This is a genomic window from Pseudonocardia acidicola (assembly GCF_012911935.1).
In the GTDB taxonomy this organism is placed as follows: Bacteria; Actinomycetota; Actinomycetes; order Mycobacteriales; family Pseudonocardiaceae; genus Pseudonocardia; species Pseudonocardia acidicola.
The window spans coordinates 119,291-136,405 of sequence record NZ_JAAXLA010000007.1; the positions used below are offsets into that span (position 1 = coordinate 119,291).

Genomic DNA, 17,115 nt, shown 5'->3' on the forward strand with positions numbered 1-17,115 from the left:
TCAGCCCGCCTCGGCGGCGGTCAGCAGGTCGGCCGCCTCGAGCAGGTTCGGATCCAGGGCGACCTCCCGGCGCTGGGCGAGAGCGGCGAGCACGAGCTTGCGGATCCGCCGCCCGTCCCACCCCGCGCAGCGCACGGCCAGCTTGCGGTGCAACCCGTCGTCGCAGACGAGCGGCCGCACGCCCTCCCACATCCCCGCCAGCTCGGCCAGGGTGCGTCGCAGGATCGCGGCGATCGTCGCCTCGTCCGGCAGGTCCAGGTTCAACACCAGGTCCGCTCGGGAGAGGAACGCCTCGTCCACGGCCTCCGGGAAGTTCGTCGTGGCCAGAACCACCGTTCGCGGGTGGGACCCGGCGAGGAGATCGATCCCGGCCAGCACGGCGTCCGTCGCGCGGTGCACGTCGACCGGGTTGCTGCCGAACGAGGCCGCGGAGCGGCGGACCGCGAACGCCTCCACCTCGTCGATCAGCACCACGGTGTGCGGCCGGCGCGCGGCGAATTCCGGGAGGGTGTCGGTGAACAGGGTGGTGATGTTGCGCTGGCTCTGTCCCAGCATCTCGCTGGGGAAGGCGTGCGGGTCGATCTCGATGTACGTCGTCGCCCCCGCAGGCGCCAGCGCCCGGGCCGCGGTCTGCGCGAGACCCCGGGCCAGCGTGGTCTTGCCGGTCCCGGGCGGCCCCGCCAGCACCATCAGCCCGTGCGGCATGCCGGGGAGGTTGCGCAGGGCGCGGCCGTGCCGCAGGCGCAGCAGCGCCTGGCTCAGCAGTCGCTCCTTGATCCCGTCGGGCACCAGGATGTGGTCCCAGGGCCCGTCGTGGTGGTCGGCCGGCAGGGCGTGGACCGAGAGCAGGCCCTGCGGTAGGCGCGCCCCCGTCACGGCCAGGTCGGCCGGACGACCTCCGGCCACCGGATCTCGTGGTAGTTGCCGGCCTGGGCGTCCCGGATGTGGTCCGGCGGCTCCTCGAAGAGCACCCTCGGGTCCATCAGCACCCGCATGGTCTCCAGCAGGCTGTCGAACATGTGGATCCGTACGACCTTCGCCGTCTTGTCCGGCGAGTCGTTGAAGTGCTGGTGCCACAGGAAGTGGTCGACCACGATCAGGTCACCCTTCTTCCACGGGTAGTTCTTCCCCCCCTCCGGCTCCTCCCCCAGGTAGCTGTGGCCCTCGCCCTCCACCACGTACAGCCAGGCCTCGCCCGGGTGGCGGTGCATCGACTGCCCGCGGTTCGGCCCGATCTCGAACATCGCCATCGTGATGCCGGAGGCCTCGTAGCCGATGGCGCGGTCCAGCAGGAACGTGGTGCGGGTGCCGCGCGGGGTCGGCAGCAGCTCCAGGCCGTCCCAGTCGGTGTGCAGCCGGCCGCTGCGGCGCTTGGCCTGCTCCTTCGCCAGCCGGCGCATCCGGCGGGCGTAGGGATCGGCGCCGTCGACCTCGGCGGAGAAGTCGGGCCGGCCGGGAAGGTCGGCGACGGGCGTGTGCCCCCGGTCGTCGAGGACCGCCATGCCCATCGTGGACAGCATCGGCTCGCTGGAGAAGGTCAGGTACCGGGCGGTCTCGGCGTTGTCGTTGCCGGAGCGGTGCCAGGCCCACGCCGGGACGTGCAAGGAGTCGCCGGGCCCCCACTCGATCCGCTCGCCGTCGATCTCGGTCCAGCCGCGCCCGGCGACGCAGAACACCATCGCGTCCCAGGAGTGCCGGTGGATCGTGGTCACGACCCCCTGGTCGAACTCGTGTACCAGCGCGTCCATGGTGCGGGTCGGGCGGTCGCCGTCCTCGCTGCAGTAGACGCCGATCCGGCTGCCCCGGGCGGTCTCCTGCAGCTCCACGTCGGACAGCGCGACGACCGTCTTCTGGTAGTTCCGCCATTCCTCGACGAAGGCGGCGCGCCGCTTCTTCTGGATGTGGTAGTGCGTCACCTCGGTGGTGGTGCGCGACGCTGCGGTCATGGGGGGCCTTTCTGGTGAGGGACGGAGGCTCAGCTCGCCGGGGCCAGGAAGCTGGCGTCGACGATCTTGGTCAGGTCCAGGCCCTTGACGCCGGGCACGGTCGACCCGAGCTCGTCGACCGAGGTCTGGAGCTGGGCCACGGTGGGCGTCGGGACGTCCGGGAGGACCTCGCCGGCGTAGTAGTCGTAGGTTTCCTTGATCGCTCGCGGGTCGCTGACCTTCAGGTGGGCGGCGAGCAGCTGCGAGGCGTAGGCCTCGTCGGTCTTCTCCCGCTTGATCGCCTCCTGTAGCGCCGCCATGAACCGGCGGACCTGGTCGCCGTGGCTCGCGAGGTAGTCGGCGGTGGCGGCGATGCCGACATTGGAGGTCGGGATGTTCTGCTTGGCCAGGTCCAGAATGGGCTTGAACCCGGCGGCCTCTATCGCCGTGGTGGCGGGCGGGTGCGACAGCGCCGCGTCGATCGTGCCTGCTACGAGCGCGTTGTTGACGTTGGTGACCGAGCCCAGCGGGGTCAGGTGGACGTCGGTCGGCTGCAGGCCCAGCTGGCGCAGCGCGGCCAGGGTGGCGATGTAGAGCGAGCCGCTGGTCGAGGTCACCCCGACCCGCTTGCCGCGCAGCTGCTGCGGATCCTCCACCTTGGCGAACAGCTCGTACGGGAACACCGGGGTGAGAGTGGCCAGGTAGCGCACGTCAGCCCCTGAGGCCGCCCCGGAGACCATTTCCGACGCCCCGATCGAGGCCATCTGGGTCTGCCCCGAGATCAGCGCCGGGAAGCCGTCCGAGCTGCTCAGGCTGACCAGCTTGACGGTCAGCCCGTGTGCCTTGAACAGCCCCGCCTCGTCCGCGATCCACAGCGGCAGCTCGTCCGCGACCACCTGGCTGTAGCTGAGCGTGATCGTGTTGTCGGCGGCGGAGGAGTCCCCGCCACCTGAGCTTCCGCAGGCGGCCAGGGCCACCGCGGTGACCGCGGCGAGTGCCGCGCAGCAGAGCTTGCGTGCCGTGCCCGACTTCATCGTCGTTCTCCTCGTGGTGGTGGCGCGTCAGGACCGGCGCGTCAGGCCTGGGGCCGCCAGGCGGCGTACCGGCGCTCGACCCGGCGCAGCAGGCCGGTCAGCACCACGCCGGTGATGGCGAAGATGAACAGGCCCGCGAACACGACCGACGTCTGGAACTGCTGGCCCGCGGTGTTCATGAGCATCCCGACGCCGTGCGTCGCGCCGGACAGCTCCGCGACGAATACGCCGATCAGGGCCTGGCCGACGGCGAGCCGCAGCCCGCTCACGATGAAGGGCACGGATCCGGGGAGCGCAATCGTCCGGAAGATCTGCAGGTGGCCGGCGCCGAAGCAGCGCGCGACCCGGAGCACCTGGGGATCGAGGTTCTGCACCCCGCTGGCGGAGTTGATCAGGATCGGGAACACCGCCATCAGGAAGACGATGGCGATCTTCGATGCGTCGCCGATGCCCAGCCAGATGATCAGCAGCGGGGTCAGCGCGATGCGCGGGGTGGCGTAGAGGAAGGTGATCAGCGGATTGAGCACGTAGGACAGCCGCGCGTACCAGCCGATCAGCAAGCCGACCGGAAGGCCGATCACCGTGGCCAGCACCAGCCCGTACAGCAGCTCTTTGCCGCTGGTGGCCAGGTCGGTCCAGATCGTGTCCGAGCTGAACAGCGTGCCGAACGCCGTGATCACGTCCGACGGTCCGGGCAGCACGATCGCGGGCTTGATGCGCAGCACGGCGACCAACTGCCACAGCCCGATCACCACGATCACCGATGCGGTGCCGTAGACGTACTTGGGCTCGAGGCGGCGCCGTCGCGCGGCGGGCCGGGCCGGCAGGGCCCGCGGTGGCCGGGTGACGGTGGCGGTGGGTCGGGCCATCAGTGGACCTCCTCGTCCTCGCGACCGGTGCCGAACTCGTCGACCGGGGAACCGCCGTAGAGAACGTCGGCGATCTCGTCGACCAGCTCGAGGAACTCGCGCGAGCGGCGCAGCCGCTGCTCGCGCGGGCGCCCGAACGGCACCTCGATCTCCCGGACGATGTGTCCCGGCCGCGGGCTGAACACGCACACCCGGTCGGCGAGGAAGGCCGCCTCGGTGATGTCGTGCGTGACGAACAGCGCCGTGACGTTGCGGGCCGTGCACACGCGCAGCAACTCGGCCTGCATGACCTCGCGGGTCTGCGCGTCGATCGAGGCGAACGGCTCGTCGAGCAGCAGCAGCTCCGGATCGACTGCGAGCGCGCGGGCCAGGTTGACCCGCTGCTGCATGCCGCCGGAGAGCTGGGCCGGGTGGCGGTCGCCGAACCCGGTCAGCCCGACGAGGTCGAGCAGGTCCCCGGCCCGCTCACGGGCTCGGGCCTTCTTCATCGTGCGCCCCAGCTCGAGCCCGTACGTGACGTTGTCCTGCACCGTCCGCCACGGCAGCAGGCTGGGCTGCTGGAAGACCATCGCGCGGTCCGGGCCGGGGCCGGGGATCGCCCGGCCGTCGAGCTCCAGGGTTCCCCCCTGGATCGGCAGGAACCCGGCGACCGCGTTGAGGAAGGTGGTCTTGCCACACCCGGACGGGCCGACGACGCAGACGAAGTCGCCCTGCCGCAGCTCCAGGTTGGCGTTGTCGACCGCGAGCGTGACATCCGAGGCACTCGCCCCCGGCGCCCGGTACTCGATCCTGACCGCGCGCGCCGACAGGTGGGCCGGCGCCGCGTGCGCCGTGCCGTCATCCGGGGTGGCGGGCTCGGGGGTGCTCCGGCGGGTCATCGGGGGCGTCCTCGCCAGTCCCGTTCTCCGTGACATGGCCGGAGACTACGGTCTAACAACATACCAATGCAAGACTCCGCGATCGTCCGGATCTTCGGGATCCTGGACCTCCCGGCCTCATGCGGAAGCCCCGTCGTGGAACCGGCCCTGTTCGACCACTTCCGCGATCCCGGCCCGCGCGGCCTCGGGATCCAGATAGACGCCACCGCGCTGGACCGGTCGCAGGTCAGGGCCCAGGTCGTAGCGCAGCGGGACGCCGGTGGGCACGTTCAGCGCCTCGACCTCGCGCTCCCCCAGCCCGTCGAGCAGCATGCAGAGCGCCCGCAGGGAGTTGCTGTGCCCGACGACCAGTACGGACCCGCCCGCGCGCAGGTCGGCGGCCACGACGGCCCACCAGGGCTCGAGCCGGGCGCGGACGTCCGCGAGCGACTCGGACGCCGGCAGCGTCTGCGCACGAAGGCCCGCATACCGCGGGTCACGGGCGGGGTGGTCGGGGTGGCCGAACGGGAGCGGAGGTGGAACCTCGGCGTAGCCGCGGCGCCAGCGGGTGAAGCGGTCCGCCCCGTACCGCCGGACGACCTCCGCCCGGCCGCGACCCTGCAGGGCACCGTAGTGCCGCTCGTTGAGCCGCCAGTCCCGATGGACAGGGGGTCGCGGCAGGCCGGCGGCCGCGATCGCCCCGGCCACGATCTCGGCCGTGTCAATCGCCCTGACCAGGACGGACGAGTGGACGACCGCCGGGGCACAGCTGCGCGCGACGAGCAGATCGCCCGCCCGGACCGCCTCGGCGCGGCCGCGCGCGGTCAGCGGGGCGTCGAGCCAGCCGGTGAACACGCCGGCCTCGTTCCCGGCGCTGTGCCCGTGCCGCAGGAGGAACAGCGTGGCGGCGGGGGCTGTGCATGCATGCGCCATGGCGGTATGATGTCATACCAATTGCGGAGTCGGCCTCACATCGCTCCGCGCCTGGACCCGGGACGAGAGGGGGCCCACTGGTGCCCAAAGTCGTTTTCGTGCTCGCCGACGGCACCCAGACAGGGGTCGACGCGCGCGCGGGCGACTCCGTGATGCTCGCCGCCACCCAGAACGGGGTCGGCGGCGTGATCGCGGAGTGCGGCGGCAACCTGAGCTGCGCGACCTGCCACGTCTGGGTCCGCGACGACTTCCTGGACCAGGTGGGGCCGCCTGAGGACATGGAGGAGGACCTCCTCGATCTCGCCGTCTCCGAGCGGCGCTCGGGCAGCCGGCTGTCCTGCCAGATCACGGTGACCGAGGAGCTGGACGGACTGACCGTCGAGATCCCGCCGGAGCAGCCGTGAGCAGCCCCGCCGGCACACTGGTGGTCGGGGCGAGCCAGGCGGGCGCGCAACTCGCCCTCTCGCTGCGCGAGGCGGGCGACACCGCACCGATCACGCTCGTCGGAGCCGAGCCGCATCCGCCCTACCAGCGCCCGCCGCTGTCGAAGGCCTACCTGCTGCGCCGCACGGACGCCGGCGGACTGGCCCTGCGCTCTCCCGCCTTCTACGCCGAGCGCGGGATCGAGGTGGTCACCGGGGAGCGAGTCGTCGAGCTCACCGGCGACCACGCGAGCACGGGCACCGGGCATACCCTGACGTTCGACCGGCTGGCCCTTACCGTCGGTGCGCGGGTGCGGCGCCTCGCCGTGCCCGGCAGCGACCTCGATGGGGTCCACCATCTGCGCGACCTGGCGGACGCGGACCGGCTGCGCACCGCATTGCCGGGTGCGAGCAGGGTGGTCGTGGTGGGCGGCGGCTTCGTCGGCCTGGAGGCGTCGGCCGTGGCGGGTGCCCTGGGTGCCACGGTGACCGTGGTGGAGGCCGCCGACCGCCTGATCGGCCGGTCCGTCGCCCCCGTCGTCTCCGAGTTCTTCCGGCGCGCCCACGAGCGACGGGGCACCAGCGTCCGGCTCGGCTCCGCCGTGGCCGCGATCCGCGGGAGCGCAGGCACGGTACGGGCCGTGGTGCTCGCCGACGGCACCGAGCTCCCCGCCGACCTGGTACTCGTCGGCATCGGCGTGCTCCCTCGGACCGAGCTGGCCGAGCAGCTGGGCCTGGTGTGCGAGAACGGGATCGTGGTCGACCGGGACGCCCGGACGAGCAGGGCGGGCGTCGTCGCCGCCGGCGACTGCACGGTCCAGCCCGGCCCGGACGGGCCCCTGCGGCTGGAGTCCGTGCAGAACGCCGTCGCGCAGGCGAAGGTCGCCGCGGCGACGCTCGCCGGGCGGCCACGGCCGGCCGTCGAGGTGCCGTGGTTCTGGTCCGACCAGGCCGATCTGAAGTTGCAGATAGCGGGCCTCTCGGCGGGGCACGACGAGATCGTGGTGCGCGGCGACCTCGACGCGGAGCGCTTCGCCGTCCTCTACTACCGCGACGGCGCCCTGACCGCCGTCGACGCGGTGAACTGCGCCGCCGACTACCTCGTCGTCCGCAAGGCGCTGGCCTCCGGCGCGACGATTCCGGCCGACCGCGCCCGGAGGTCGGCCCGCCCGCTCAAGGAACTGACCGTCCCCGCGGGCCGGGCCTCGTGACCCTGAACCATCACGGACTAATGGTAATACTGTTAACGTACGCCAACGACGCAAGGCGAAAGGAGGCCGGCTGGTGCTCAAGCAGGAGATCAACGAACTGCTGACGCGGACCGGGCCCGGTACCCCGATGGGCGAGCTCTTCCGGCAGTACTGGATCCCGGCCCTCCTCGCCGAGGAGCTACCGGAAAACGACTGCCCGCAGGTCCGGGTCAAGCTCCTGTCCGAGCGCATGATCGCGTTCCGGGACAGCGAAGGCCGTTACGGCCTGATCGACGAGTTCTGCGCGCACCGCGGGGCCTCGCTGTGGTTCGGCCGCAACGAGGAGGGCGGACTGCGCTGCGCCTATCACGGCTGGAAGTTCGACGTCACCGGCCAGGCGGTCGAGGTGCCGTCGGAGCCGGAGAACAGCAACTTCTGCGCACACGTGAAGCTGCGCTCGTACCCGCTCGTGAAAATCGGCGACGTGCTGTGGACACACATGGGCGACCAGGCGACGCGGCCGCCGCTGCCCGAGTTCGAGTTCGCCCACGTCGCCGCCGAGCAGAACTACACCTCGAAGCGCTGGCAGGAATGCAACTGGCTGCAGGCCTTCGAGGGCGGCATCGACTCCAGCCACGTGTCATGGTTGCACTCGGGCGGGCTGAAGAACGATCCGCTCTTCAAGGGCGCCAAGGGCAACGAGTACAACATGAACGACCTCCGCCCGTTCTTCGAGGTCGCCGACGCCGACGGCGGGCTGTTCGTCGGCGCCCGGCGCAACGCCGAGGCCGACACCTACTACTGGCGGATCACGCCCTGGGTGATGCCCAGCTTCACCCTCGTCCCGCCGCGCGGCGACCACCCGGTGCACGGCCACTGGTGGATCCCCGTCGACGACGACAACTGCTGGGCCTACTCCTTCGACTACCACCCCACCCGCCCGCTGACCGAGTCGGAGCTGGCCGCCATGCGCGCCGGCCACGGGGTGCACAGTGAGAACATCCCTGGCACCTACCGGCCGGTGGCCAACAAGGACAACGACTACCTCATGGACCGGGAGGCGCAGCGCCGCGGCGAGTACTTCTCCGGGATCAAGGGCATCGCCATCCAGGACGCGTCGCTGCAGGAAAGCATGGGCCCCATCGTCGACCGCTCGAAGGAACGCCTGGTCTCCGCGGACGCCGGGATCATCAAGGCCCGGCAGAAGCTCCGCAAGGCCGCGCTCGCCCTGCAGGAGACCGGCGCCGTCCCGCCCGGGGTCGACCCGGCGCACCACCACGTGCGCTCCGCAGCCGTCGTGCTGCCCAGGGACGAAGCGTTCATCGACGCCAGCCGGGACGCGCTGACCGCCGAACCCGGCAAGCCGCACGCCTCGGTCTGACGCGATGACGCCGATCCTGCAGAGCAGCTGCGCCCGCGCCACGACGTGGGAGGAGGCGCACTACCGGATCGACGCCCCCATCGAGGGCCGGCACGGCGCCCGCGTGGTCGCGCTCGACGACGGCGCCGCGACCCTCGTGCGTCGACTGGCCCGCGAGACGTGGAACGGGGCGCGGTTCTACACCCTGCCCGCGCGCCGCGGCGGCACCCGGAGGCCCGGCGGCGGCGACATGCCCCTGCACCGCACCGACGGCAGCCCCGCCGGGCTGGCGGCCGAGCTGGCCGACGGCGACGTGGTCGTCATGGTCGCGACCCGCGACGGCGCCTCGGTCGACACGGTCGCGACGATCGGCCGGGCCTGCGCCCGGCGCGGGATCATGACCGCCGCCGTCGTTCTGGGCGGGCAGGATCGGATGGCCACGACCGTCCGAGCCCTGCGCCCGCACGCCCAGGTCCTGCTCGTCAGCCGCGAGGAGTCCGACGTGGCCGACCTGCTCACCGCGATCCGGGCCTGAGGAGGGTCACATGACGGTCTCCCTGCCGGAGCTGCAGGCGATGAAGCACGACGGGCGCAAGATCGTGGGAGTGGTCGCCTGGGACTACCAGATGGCGCGGATCGTCGACCGCGCCGGCGTGGACCTGGTGTCCGTCGGCGACACCGTCGGGGTCAACCTGTGGGGCCAGCCGAATCCGCTGGAGATCACGATGGATCAGCTGCTGGTGGTCTGCCAGGCCGTTCGACGCGGGGTCCGGCGGGCTCTGTTGTCCTGCGACTTCCCATTCGGTCCGCTCCAGGAGGGCCCGCAGGAGGCCGTCCGGGCAGCGATCCGGTTGGTCAAGGAGGGCGGCGTGGACGTCGTGAAGCTCGACGGTGCGGCCGACCACCTCGACGCCGTGACCGCCGTGCACAAGGCCGGCATCCCGGTGTTCGCCCAGTTCGGGATCACTCCGCAGACCGCGCTGCGCTACGGCGTGACCTACAGCGCGACCCCGGGACCGGGCAGCGAGGTGCCCCCGGAGATGCGCGACGAGCTGGTCGCCGAGGCCGAGGCGCTCGAGGCGGCCGGTGCCTCGCTGCTCAACTTCACGAACTCCGGTCCCGTCGTGGGACCCGCGGTCACCGGCGCCGTCTCGATCCCGGTGCTCGGCGGGCACGGCGGCGGTCCCTGGCTCGACGGCCGGATCCGGATGGCGACTGCTGCGATCGGCTACGCGGCCACCGGCCTCGACGATCCGCCGGAGACCTACGCCAACGTCGCCCGGATCAGCCACGACGCGATCACCGCCTACGCCGACGACGTCCGCGCGGGCCGCCAGATACGCGGGGGTCGGTGACCGTGCCGGTCGTGCCGGTCGACGGCCTGGACACGCGGTACGAGGTCAGCGGGGACGGACCGCCACTGTTGCTGTTCTCCCCCGGAGGGTTCGACGCGAAGCTGGCGAACTGGGACAGCCACGGTGTCTACCGCCGGACCGGGCTGGCCCGGCGGCTCGCCGAGCGCTACACCTGCATCGCCTTCGACCGGCGCGAGTCCGGTGCGTCCGGGGGCCGGGTCGAGCGGGTCACCTGGGCGCACTACGCCGCGCAGGGCCGGGGCCTGCTCGACCACCTCGGAGTCGACCGCGCGTTCCTGATGGGCGGCTGCGTCGGCTGCTCGGTCGCGACGACGTTCGCCGTAGCCCATCCGGAACGGACCGCGGGCATGGTCCTCTACTCCCCCGCCGGTGGCGCCCGTTACCGGATGACCCAGCACCGCCGGTTCGCCGAGCACGCCGCGTTCGTGGCCGCGAACGGGCTCGCCGCCGTGGTCGACCGGGTGAAGAACTCCGAGGCGGGCTTCAGCGCCGACCCGGCCGTCGGTCCCTGGGCCCCGGTGGTGCGCAGTGATCCGGCGTTCGCCCAGGCCTATGCCGCGTTGGACGCGGACGGCTATCGCACCGTGCTGGACGGCCTGTGCCGCACCATGTTCGACCGTGACAGCGTTCCCGGGCCGGAGCCCGAGGACCTGCTGGGCCTGAATATCCCGGCCCTGGTTGTACCGGGCCAGGACGCCTCCCACGCCCGCTCGGCGGCCTGGTTCCTGCACGAGTGCCTGCCCGCATCGCAGCTGTGGGACGTGCCGGTCGCGGAGCAGACCGCGGACACCGCACCGGCCCGAGTGCTGGAGTTCCTCGACTCGGTGGCGATCGACTCAGCGACGGAGTGACTCGCCCCGCTCCAGCGCCATGATCATCTCCACTCGTTCCGCGTGCCGCCCGCCACGGAACGGGGTGGCCAGCCAGACGCGCAGGATCCGCTCGGCGGCGTCCGGGGCGATGACCTTGGCACCCATCACGAGCACGTTCGCGTCGTTGTTGCCACGGGCGATCTCGGCCAGGAACGTGTCGTGGCACAGCGCGGCACGGATGCCGCGGATCTTGTTGCACGCCATCTGCTCCCCGGACCCGCTGCCGCCGAGCACGATGCCCAGCTGCGCGGGACCGGACACGATCTGCGCGCACAGGTCCTCGCAGAGCAGCGGGTAGTCGACGATCTCCTCGTCGCGCACGCCCCGGTCGTCGACCTCGTGCCCGCGGTCGGTCAGCCAGGCGCCGAGCCGGGCCTTCATCCGCACGGCGTTGTGGTCGGCGACGATCGCGATCCTCATCTGTGCCCCTCAGGCGATCAGGTTGTGGGTGCCCTCGGCGAACAGGGCGTGCAGGTCGGGCCGGGCGTCCAAGATGTGCTGAGACAGCGCATGGTCCAGCAACCGCTCCAGCACGGCCCGGTTCGGCTCGAGCCCGTACGGCAGTGGGTCGCCGCCGGTCGCCGCCGCGACGGCGGCGTTGAGCCGGTCGGCGGGGGTCGGATCGGTGATCGCGCCCGCGCGCAACGCTTCGACGTACCCGCGCTTGGCCGCGGCGAAGGCGGCGAACAGGTCCTCGGCGAGACCCGGGTGCGCGGCGAGCAGCTCGTCCCGCACCACGACCAGGTGGTTGACCGGGTGGAAGCCGTCCTTGCGCAGGGCCCGCAGACCCGCCTCACGGGCTTCGGGGACGAGCGGGGCCACGTCCGGGCCGGTCAGCCCGGCTCCGATCACCGCCGCCAGCTTCCCCGAGGCGAGCAGCTCGGCCAGGTCGCCACCGGCCGGCTCCGTGTTCGCCGGCGCCCGGTACTCGCGGACATGCTCGTCCCCGGACAGCGCCCAGACGACCTCGTCGAGGTCGACGCCGTACTCCTCGGCCAGTACCGCGCGAGCCCACACCCCGGTCGTGACGGTGTAGCCGCGGTTGACCCCGACCCGCTTCCCGGCGAGGCCCTCGGGCCGCACACCGGAGCCGGCTGCGACCTGGATCGCCTCGTGGTGGAAGCCACGGACGAGGAAGACCGGCAGCGCGGTGAAGCGGACACCGTGCGCCTTCGCGACCAGATAGGTGGTGACCGCCATCTCGGAGACGTCGAACTCCAGGTTGCGCACCATCCGGCGGAAGGCGTGCGGGAGCACCGGGACCTCGACGAAGTCCAGGACCGCGCCCCCGGGCGAGACCGAGCCGTCCTTGAGGGCGGAGTTGGCACCCTGGGTCCTGGTGACCGTCGTCAGGTGCAGCTCGGCCATCGGGACGCCTCCGGGGCTCGGGCGCGGCCGCCTCTGGCCCCGCCGACGTCCGCACACTAGCATTGGTCCTACATCAGTCCATAATGCCGATGATGCCGCCGTGAGAGAGGACCGCGATGGCCGAGGACGTCCTGGCCGCCGTGCGTGTGGCCCCGGGCCGTACGGAACTGCGCAGCTTCCCCATGCCCGACGTGCCGAGCGACGGCGCCCTGCTCAAGGTCGAGGTCGCCGGAATCTGCGGAACCGACGTGAAGATGTACGGAAAGCCGCCCTCCGAGGCGCCCGTGATCATGGGCCACGAAAACGTGGGCACGATCGCGCAGGCCGGGCCGGACTTCCTGCGCCGGCACGGGCTCACCGAGGGCGACCGGGTGTTCGTCGAGCACTACGTGGGCTGCTTCCACTGCGAGTGGTGCCACGCCGGGGAGTACCGGCACTGCGAGAACACCGACTGGCGCACCAACCCCGACGCGCGCCGCTACGGCTACACCTCCGCCGAGAACCCCTTCCACCTGTGGGGCGGCTTCGCGCAGTACATGTACCTGCCCTGGAACGCGGTGCTGCACCGGATCCCGGACGGCGTCTCCGCCGAGCTGGCCGGGATCGTCACCCCGCTGTCCAACGGCATCGAATGGGCGCTGAACGCCGGTGGCGTCGGCTACGCCTCCACCGTGCTCATCCAGGGGCCCGGCCAACAAGGCCTGTCCCAGGTGGTGGCCTGCAAACAGGCCGGGGCGTCGACGATCATCGTCACCGGCACCACCCGGGACGCCGCCCGGCTGCAACTGGCCAAGGACCTCGGCGCGGACCACGTCGTCGACGTGCTGACCGAGGACCCCCTCACACTGGTCCGGGACGTCACGCGCGGCACGGGCGTGGACGTGGTGCTGGACTGCACCGCCGGCGCCGGCACCGCGCCGGTCCTGCTGGGGATCGACGCGCTCAAGCGGCGCGAGGGCGTGATGGTGGTGCAGGGCGAGCTCGCCGCGTTCCCGGCCTTCCCGATGAAGAAGCTCACCGAGAAGGCGATCACCCTGCGCAGCGCGCGGGGGCACGGCTACCGCGCCTGCGAGCTGGCGGTGGCGCAGCTGGCGTCCGGGCGGTTCCCGTTGGAGCGCCTCGCCACCCACACCTTCGCGCTCGACCAGGTCGACCGAGCCATCCGGGCCGTCGGCGGTGAGGTGGAGAAGGACGTCGTGCACGTGTCCCTGCTGCCCTGGGCGGGTCTGTCGTGACCGGCCCGGTCGTGGTGTGCGACCCACCGCGCGCGGACCGGGCGGCGGTCGAGGAGCTGGGCCGTTTCGGGGTGGCCACGGTGCACGAGGCCCAGGGCCGCACCGGTCTGCTCGCCCCGCGGCTGCGGCCGATCTACCCCGGCGCGCACGTCGCCGGGACGGCGGTGACCGTGAGCGTGCCGCCCGGCGACAACTGGATGATCCACGTCGCCGTCGAGCAGTGCCGGGCCGGGGACGTGCTGGTCGTGGCCCCGACGACGCGCTCGGACGCCGGGTACTTCGGTGAGCTGCTGGCCACGTCGCTCGCCGCCCGCGGCGTGCTCGGCCTGGTGATCGACGCAGGGTGCCGGGACGTCGCGGAGCTGACCGGGATGGGCTTTCCCGTCTGGTCGCGGTGCGTCTCGGCGTTCGGCACGGTCAAGGCGACGCTCGGCAGCGTGAACGTCCCTGTCGCCTGCGCCGGGCAGATCGTGAACCCCGGTGACGCGATCGTCGCCGACGACGACGGCGTGGTCGTCGTCCCGCGGGAGGCGGCTTCCGTGGTGGCCGCGGCCTCGGCGGCGCGCGAGGAGAAGGAGGCCGTCACGCGCGAGCGCTACCGCGCCGGGGAGCTCGGCCTGGATCTGCAGGGGATGCGAGAGCGGCTGGTCGCCGCGGGCCTGCGGTACGTGAATCACGGGGAGGACGCATGATCGTCGACTGTCACGGCCACTTCACCACCCCGCCGGCCTCCCACACCGACTTCCGCAAGGCACAGCTTGCCCGGCTGGCCGATCCCGACCTGGCCGAACCGGTCCTCGTGCCGGCAGGTGACGACGAGATCCAGGAGGCCGTCGAGACCAACCAGCTGCGACTGCTGCGTGAGCGAGGCGGCGACCTGATGCTGTTCTCCCCGCAGGCCTCGGCGATGGAGCACCACATCCCCGATCCGGCCCCGGCCCGAACCTGGGCCCGAACCTGCAATGACCTCGTCGCCCGGGTGGTCGGTTTGTTTCCCGAGCACTTCGCGGGTGTGGCCCAGTTGCCGCAGACCCCCGGCGGCGGGGTCGCGGACGCCGTCGCCGAGCTGCGCCGGTGCGTCGACGAGCTGGGGTTCGTCGGGGCGAACCTGAACCCCGACCCGTCCGGCGGGCACTGGACCGCGCCGCCGCTGACCGACGAGCACTGGTTCCCGCTGTACGAGGCCCTGGTGGATCTCGACATACCGGCCATGATCCACGTCTCGGCGTCCTGCACCCCGGCGGCGCACACCCTCGGCGCGCACTATCTGAACGCCGACACCACGGTCTTCATGCAGCTCCTGCAGGGCGACCTGTTCGGCCGCTTCCCCACATTGAGGTTCGTGATCCCGCACGGCGGTGGCGCGGTGCCGTACCATTGGGGCCGGTTCCGGGGCCTCGCTGACCGCCTCGGCCGCCCGCCGCTGGACGAGCACCTGATGGGTAACGTCTTCTTCGACACGTGCGTGTACCACGAACCGGGCGTGCGGCTGCTGCTTGACGTGATCGGGCCGGACAACGTCCTGTTCGCGTCAGAGATGATCGGTGCGGTCCGCGGGGTCGACCCGATGACGGGGCACTACTTCGACGACACCAAGCGGTACGTCGACGCCTGCCTCACGGACCCGGACGCCCGCCGCGCCGTATTCGAGGGCAACGCCCTGCGCGTCTACCCGCGGCTCGCCGCGCGAGGGGCCTGACCCAGCCCGCTCATTCCCCCTTGCCGTCCCCGCCCGGACGCAGCCGCTCGGCCGTCCGGGCGAGGTGGGTGGTCATCACGGCGGTCGCGGCCGCGACGTCGCGCATCCGGACCGCCTCCACGAACTCGCGGTGCTCCTGGGTGCCCTTGATCCCGACTCGCGGGTCGCCCTCCTGGGCCCGCATCAGCGAGCGCAGCATGGGGCCGTGGAAGGAGCGGGCCAGCAGTTCCAGTGCGGGATTGTGCGTCGCCCGCGCGACCCGAACGTGGAACTCGGCCGACAGGGACACCGGGTACTCGCCGTCCGCCTTCAGCATCGCCTCGGCACGGTCGCAGATCTCCAGCAGGTCGGTGATGTCCTGTTCGTCCGCCCGCCGGCACACCAGCGGCACGATGCCGAGCTCGAAGACCTGCCGAGCCTCGGTGACGTCCGCGGGCTCGACCACCGAGAAGGTGAGCAGATCCGAGATGCCCTCGCCGACCCGCTCACTGGTCGGCGCGGTGACGAAGGCGCCGCCGCGGGCCCCGACCTTGATCGTGACCAGGCCATTGGCCTCGAGCATCTTGAGCGCCTCGCGTACGGTCACCCGGCTGACGCCGAACCGCTCACCGAGCTCACGCTCGGACGGCAGGCGGTCGCCCGCCTTCAGCTGTCCGTCCCGGATGAGGAACCGGATCTGTTCGACGATCAGGTTCGAGACCCGACCGGCGTTCACCTTGCTGAACATGTCCGGGCGGTCGCCCGCGGACCGGGCGGCGACCTCGGGCTCGGTGCTCATGGCCTGATGATAAGGCCATCTGGGCGCAGGGTCGAAGCCGATCCCGGCCCGTCCTGGCGGCTCTTCCGACCTGCGTGACCCATGGCGAACCCTTCACGGAGCATTCGTCGTTTGTGTCCAGCTTTCTTCCTGGCCCTCGCGGGAAGCGACTGCGGGTCGACGACGATCCGCTGGCAGGACAGATCACCGAGGCGGGGGCGTGGCTACGCGCCGCCGAGGCCGCGAGGTCCGGCTTGCCGGGGTTGGATGTGCTGGGGCTGCTGAAGCCTGCGCTGCGGGGCCGCTGCGAGGCGCAGTGGGCGAGCCGCGTGCAGGTCCGATTGCCACCGCGGCAGTCGGACCTGCATCCGCTCGGAGGGCGACCGCACCGCACGGAGACGACCCGGGGCGCAGCTCCACCGGCAAGTGCAGCACCCAGGGCCGTCCAGCTCGGCGCGAGGTCAGTCCATGGCGACGATCGCGGTTACCGGGCCACTACCGTCGGGCCCCTGGCGCGCGGCCGAGACCGAGACGAACGCCGCAGGCGGTCACCGAGGCGGCCACGCCGCCGACGCAGGTCTTGATCTGGCGGTGCAGTGCACGTCGGAGCCGGCCAGCATGGCGTTGCGGCGTCCCCGTACCGAACCGTCCCGGCCGGCCTCGCACGTGAGGAAGGCGTTGACCAGCCGGTCGTCGAGGTCGCTCTCATGCGGGCGCTCGGGCAGGTCGAGCCCGGGGTCATTGACGGCGCGCCGGATGCCGTCGGCGTCGAGCGCATCGGTCATCACGCTGGGCCCGATGCGGTACCGCCCACCGACGCCGCGCACGTTGCCGACGACCACGACCGAGGGCCACGGCGATGCCCAGCGCGGTACATCCGTTGGACAGGTCCATCGACTCGTGGGTGCGCTCGGTCCACACGGTCTTGCCGCGGCGCTCGGCGTCGCGGATCGTGTGGATGGTGAGCAGCGGGGTCTTGGTCTGCACAGAGTGCGTACGGGCGTCGCATTCGAGGAAGGGCGGGCGAGCTCGACTTTGGAGAGTGACATCTGCCCAACTGCCCTGCGTAGCCAGGTCAGGAGTTGCCTAGATGTAGCGACTCACCACGTTGTTGACAGGTCGATCCGGCGTGGCGGCTTGATCGAGGGGAGGGCCTCCGGGCGGAGTGGGTGTGTCTGACGCACCTACTCGAAACCCAGGAGGCCCTCCGTGGGGCAC

General features: G+C 71.8%; 18 protein-coding genes and 1 pseudogene. 9 read left to right on the forward strand and 10 right to left on the reverse strand.

From position 1 onward, the window contains the following. From HF526_RS06190 to HF526_RS06215, 6 genes are all read right to left on the reverse strand, one after another. A complete protein-coding gene (locus tag HF526_RS06190) occupies positions 1-906 on the reverse strand; it encodes an AAA family ATPase (protein WP_211176829.1) in 906 nt (301 codons plus the stop codon). Continuing rightward, the gene (locus tag HF526_RS06195; protein ID WP_169380287.1) at positions 873-1,946 is read right to left on the reverse strand and encodes a cupin domain-containing protein; all 1,074 of its coding nucleotides are present in this window, start codon (positions 1,944-1,946) and stop codon (positions 873-875) included. Before HF526_RS06195 ends, HF526_RS06190 begins: the two co-directional genes overlap by 34 nt. A 29-nt stretch (positions 1,947-1,975) precedes the next feature. Continuing rightward, positions 1,976-2,959: an ABC transporter substrate-binding protein gene (locus HF526_RS06200; RefSeq protein WP_169380288.1), complete on the reverse strand. Its 984-nt coding sequence runs from the start codon at positions 2,957-2,959 to the stop codon at positions 1,976-1,978. Between the two features lie 41 nt (positions 2,960-3,000). Next, the gene (locus HF526_RS06205; protein ID WP_169380289.1) at positions 3,001-3,828 is read right to left on the reverse strand and encodes an ABC transporter permease; all 828 of its coding nucleotides are present in this window, start codon (positions 3,826-3,828) and stop codon (positions 3,001-3,003) included. Then, a complete protein-coding gene (locus tag HF526_RS06210) occupies positions 3,828-4,706 on the reverse strand; it encodes an ABC transporter ATP-binding protein (protein WP_169380290.1) in 879 nt (292 codons plus the stop codon). The genes HF526_RS06205 and HF526_RS06210 overlap by 1 nt, the downstream gene beginning before the upstream one ends. Positions 4,707-4,823: 117 nt before the next feature. Next, on the reverse strand, positions 4,824-5,618 hold the full coding sequence (locus tag HF526_RS06215; protein WP_169380291.1) for a 2,3-bisphosphoglycerate-dependent phosphoglycerate mutase: 795 nt from the start codon (positions 5,616-5,618) through the stop codon (positions 4,824-4,826). 80 nt (positions 5,619-5,698) lie between these two features. Between HF526_RS06215 and HF526_RS36225 the strand changes: the two genes are divergently transcribed. The 6 genes from HF526_RS36225 (at position 5,699) to HF526_RS06245 (ending at position 10,817) form a co-directional block, all read left to right on the forward strand. Beyond that, positions 5,699-6,022: a 2Fe-2S iron-sulfur cluster-binding protein gene (locus HF526_RS36225; protein ID WP_169380292.1), complete on the forward strand. Its 324-nt coding sequence runs from the start codon at positions 5,699-5,701 to the stop codon at positions 6,020-6,022. Then, entirely contained in the window at positions 6,019-7,251 is a 1,233-nt protein-coding gene (locus HF526_RS06225) for an FAD-dependent oxidoreductase (RefSeq protein ID WP_169380293.1), read from the forward strand. Before HF526_RS36225 ends, HF526_RS06225 begins: the two co-directional genes overlap by 4 nt. 73 nt (positions 7,252-7,324) lie before the next feature. Further along, the gene (locus tag HF526_RS06230; RefSeq protein WP_169380294.1) at positions 7,325-8,611 is read left to right on the forward strand and encodes a Rieske 2Fe-2S domain-containing protein; all 1,287 of its coding nucleotides are present in this window, start codon (positions 7,325-7,327) and stop codon (positions 8,609-8,611) included. Positions 8,612-8,615: 4 nt separating this feature from the next. Next, a complete protein-coding gene (locus tag HF526_RS06235) occupies positions 8,616-9,125 on the forward strand; it encodes a 3-methyl-2-oxobutanoate hydroxymethyltransferase (RefSeq protein ID WP_169380295.1) in 510 nt (169 codons plus the stop codon). 10 nt (positions 9,126-9,135) lie between these two features. Beyond that, the gene (locus HF526_RS06240) at positions 9,136-9,945 is read left to right on the forward strand and encodes a 3-methyl-2-oxobutanoate hydroxymethyltransferase (protein ID WP_169380296.1); all 810 of its coding nucleotides are present in this window, start codon (positions 9,136-9,138) and stop codon (positions 9,943-9,945) included. Next, positions 9,942-10,817: an alpha/beta fold hydrolase gene (locus HF526_RS06245; RefSeq protein ID WP_211176831.1), complete on the forward strand. Its 876-nt coding sequence runs from the start codon at positions 9,942-9,944 to the stop codon at positions 10,815-10,817. The genes HF526_RS06240 and HF526_RS06245 overlap by 4 nt, the downstream gene beginning before the upstream one ends. Here the strand turns inward: HF526_RS06245 and HF526_RS06250 are convergent. Both HF526_RS06250 and HF526_RS06255 read right to left on the reverse strand, forming a co-directional pair. Next, positions 10,803-11,258: an RpiB/LacA/LacB family sugar-phosphate isomerase gene (locus HF526_RS06250; protein ID WP_211176832.1), complete on the reverse strand. Its 456-nt coding sequence runs from the start codon at positions 11,256-11,258 to the stop codon at positions 10,803-10,805. The genes HF526_RS06245 and HF526_RS06250 overlap by 15 nt on opposite strands. Positions 11,259-11,267: 9 nt before the next feature. Next, positions 11,268-12,206 (reverse strand): substrate-binding domain-containing protein, encoded by a 939-nt coding sequence (locus HF526_RS06255; protein ID WP_169380297.1) that lies wholly within the window; start codon positions 12,204-12,206, stop codon positions 11,268-11,270. 116 nt (positions 12,207-12,322) lie between these two features. On the opposite strand from HF526_RS06255, the gene HF526_RS06260 reads away from it, so the two are divergent. From HF526_RS06260 to HF526_RS06270, 3 genes are read left to right on the forward strand one after another with little or no spacing between them, the layout of a single operon-like run. Next, entirely contained in the window at positions 12,323-13,441 is a 1,119-nt protein-coding gene (locus tag HF526_RS06260) for a zinc-dependent alcohol dehydrogenase (protein ID WP_169380298.1), read from the forward strand. Beyond that, positions 13,438-14,133 carry a 4-carboxy-4-hydroxy-2-oxoadipate aldolase/oxaloacetate decarboxylase gene (locus tag HF526_RS06265; protein WP_338051326.1) on the forward strand — a complete coding sequence of 232 codons (696 nt, stop codon included), beginning with the start codon at positions 13,438-13,440 and terminating at the stop codon, positions 14,131-14,133. The genes HF526_RS06260 and HF526_RS06265 overlap by 4 nt, the downstream gene beginning before the upstream one ends. Continuing rightward, the gene (locus HF526_RS06270) at positions 14,130-15,140 is read left to right on the forward strand and encodes an amidohydrolase family protein (RefSeq protein ID WP_169380299.1); all 1,011 of its coding nucleotides are present in this window, start codon (positions 14,130-14,132) and stop codon (positions 15,138-15,140) included. The genes HF526_RS06265 and HF526_RS06270 overlap by 4 nt, the downstream gene beginning before the upstream one ends. A 10-nt stretch (positions 15,141-15,150) precedes the next feature. On the opposite strand, the gene HF526_RS06275 is transcribed toward HF526_RS06270, so the two are convergent. Both HF526_RS06275 and HF526_RS35155 read right to left on the reverse strand, forming a co-directional pair. Next, the gene (locus tag HF526_RS06275; protein WP_169380300.1) at positions 15,151-15,918 is read right to left on the reverse strand and encodes a FadR/GntR family transcriptional regulator; all 768 of its coding nucleotides are present in this window, start codon (positions 15,916-15,918) and stop codon (positions 15,151-15,153) included. 527 nt (positions 15,919-16,445) lie between these two features. Next, a pseudogene (locus HF526_RS35155) lies at positions 16,446-16,884 on the reverse strand (ring-opening amidohydrolase). Positions 16,885-17,115: the final 231 nt, after the last annotated feature.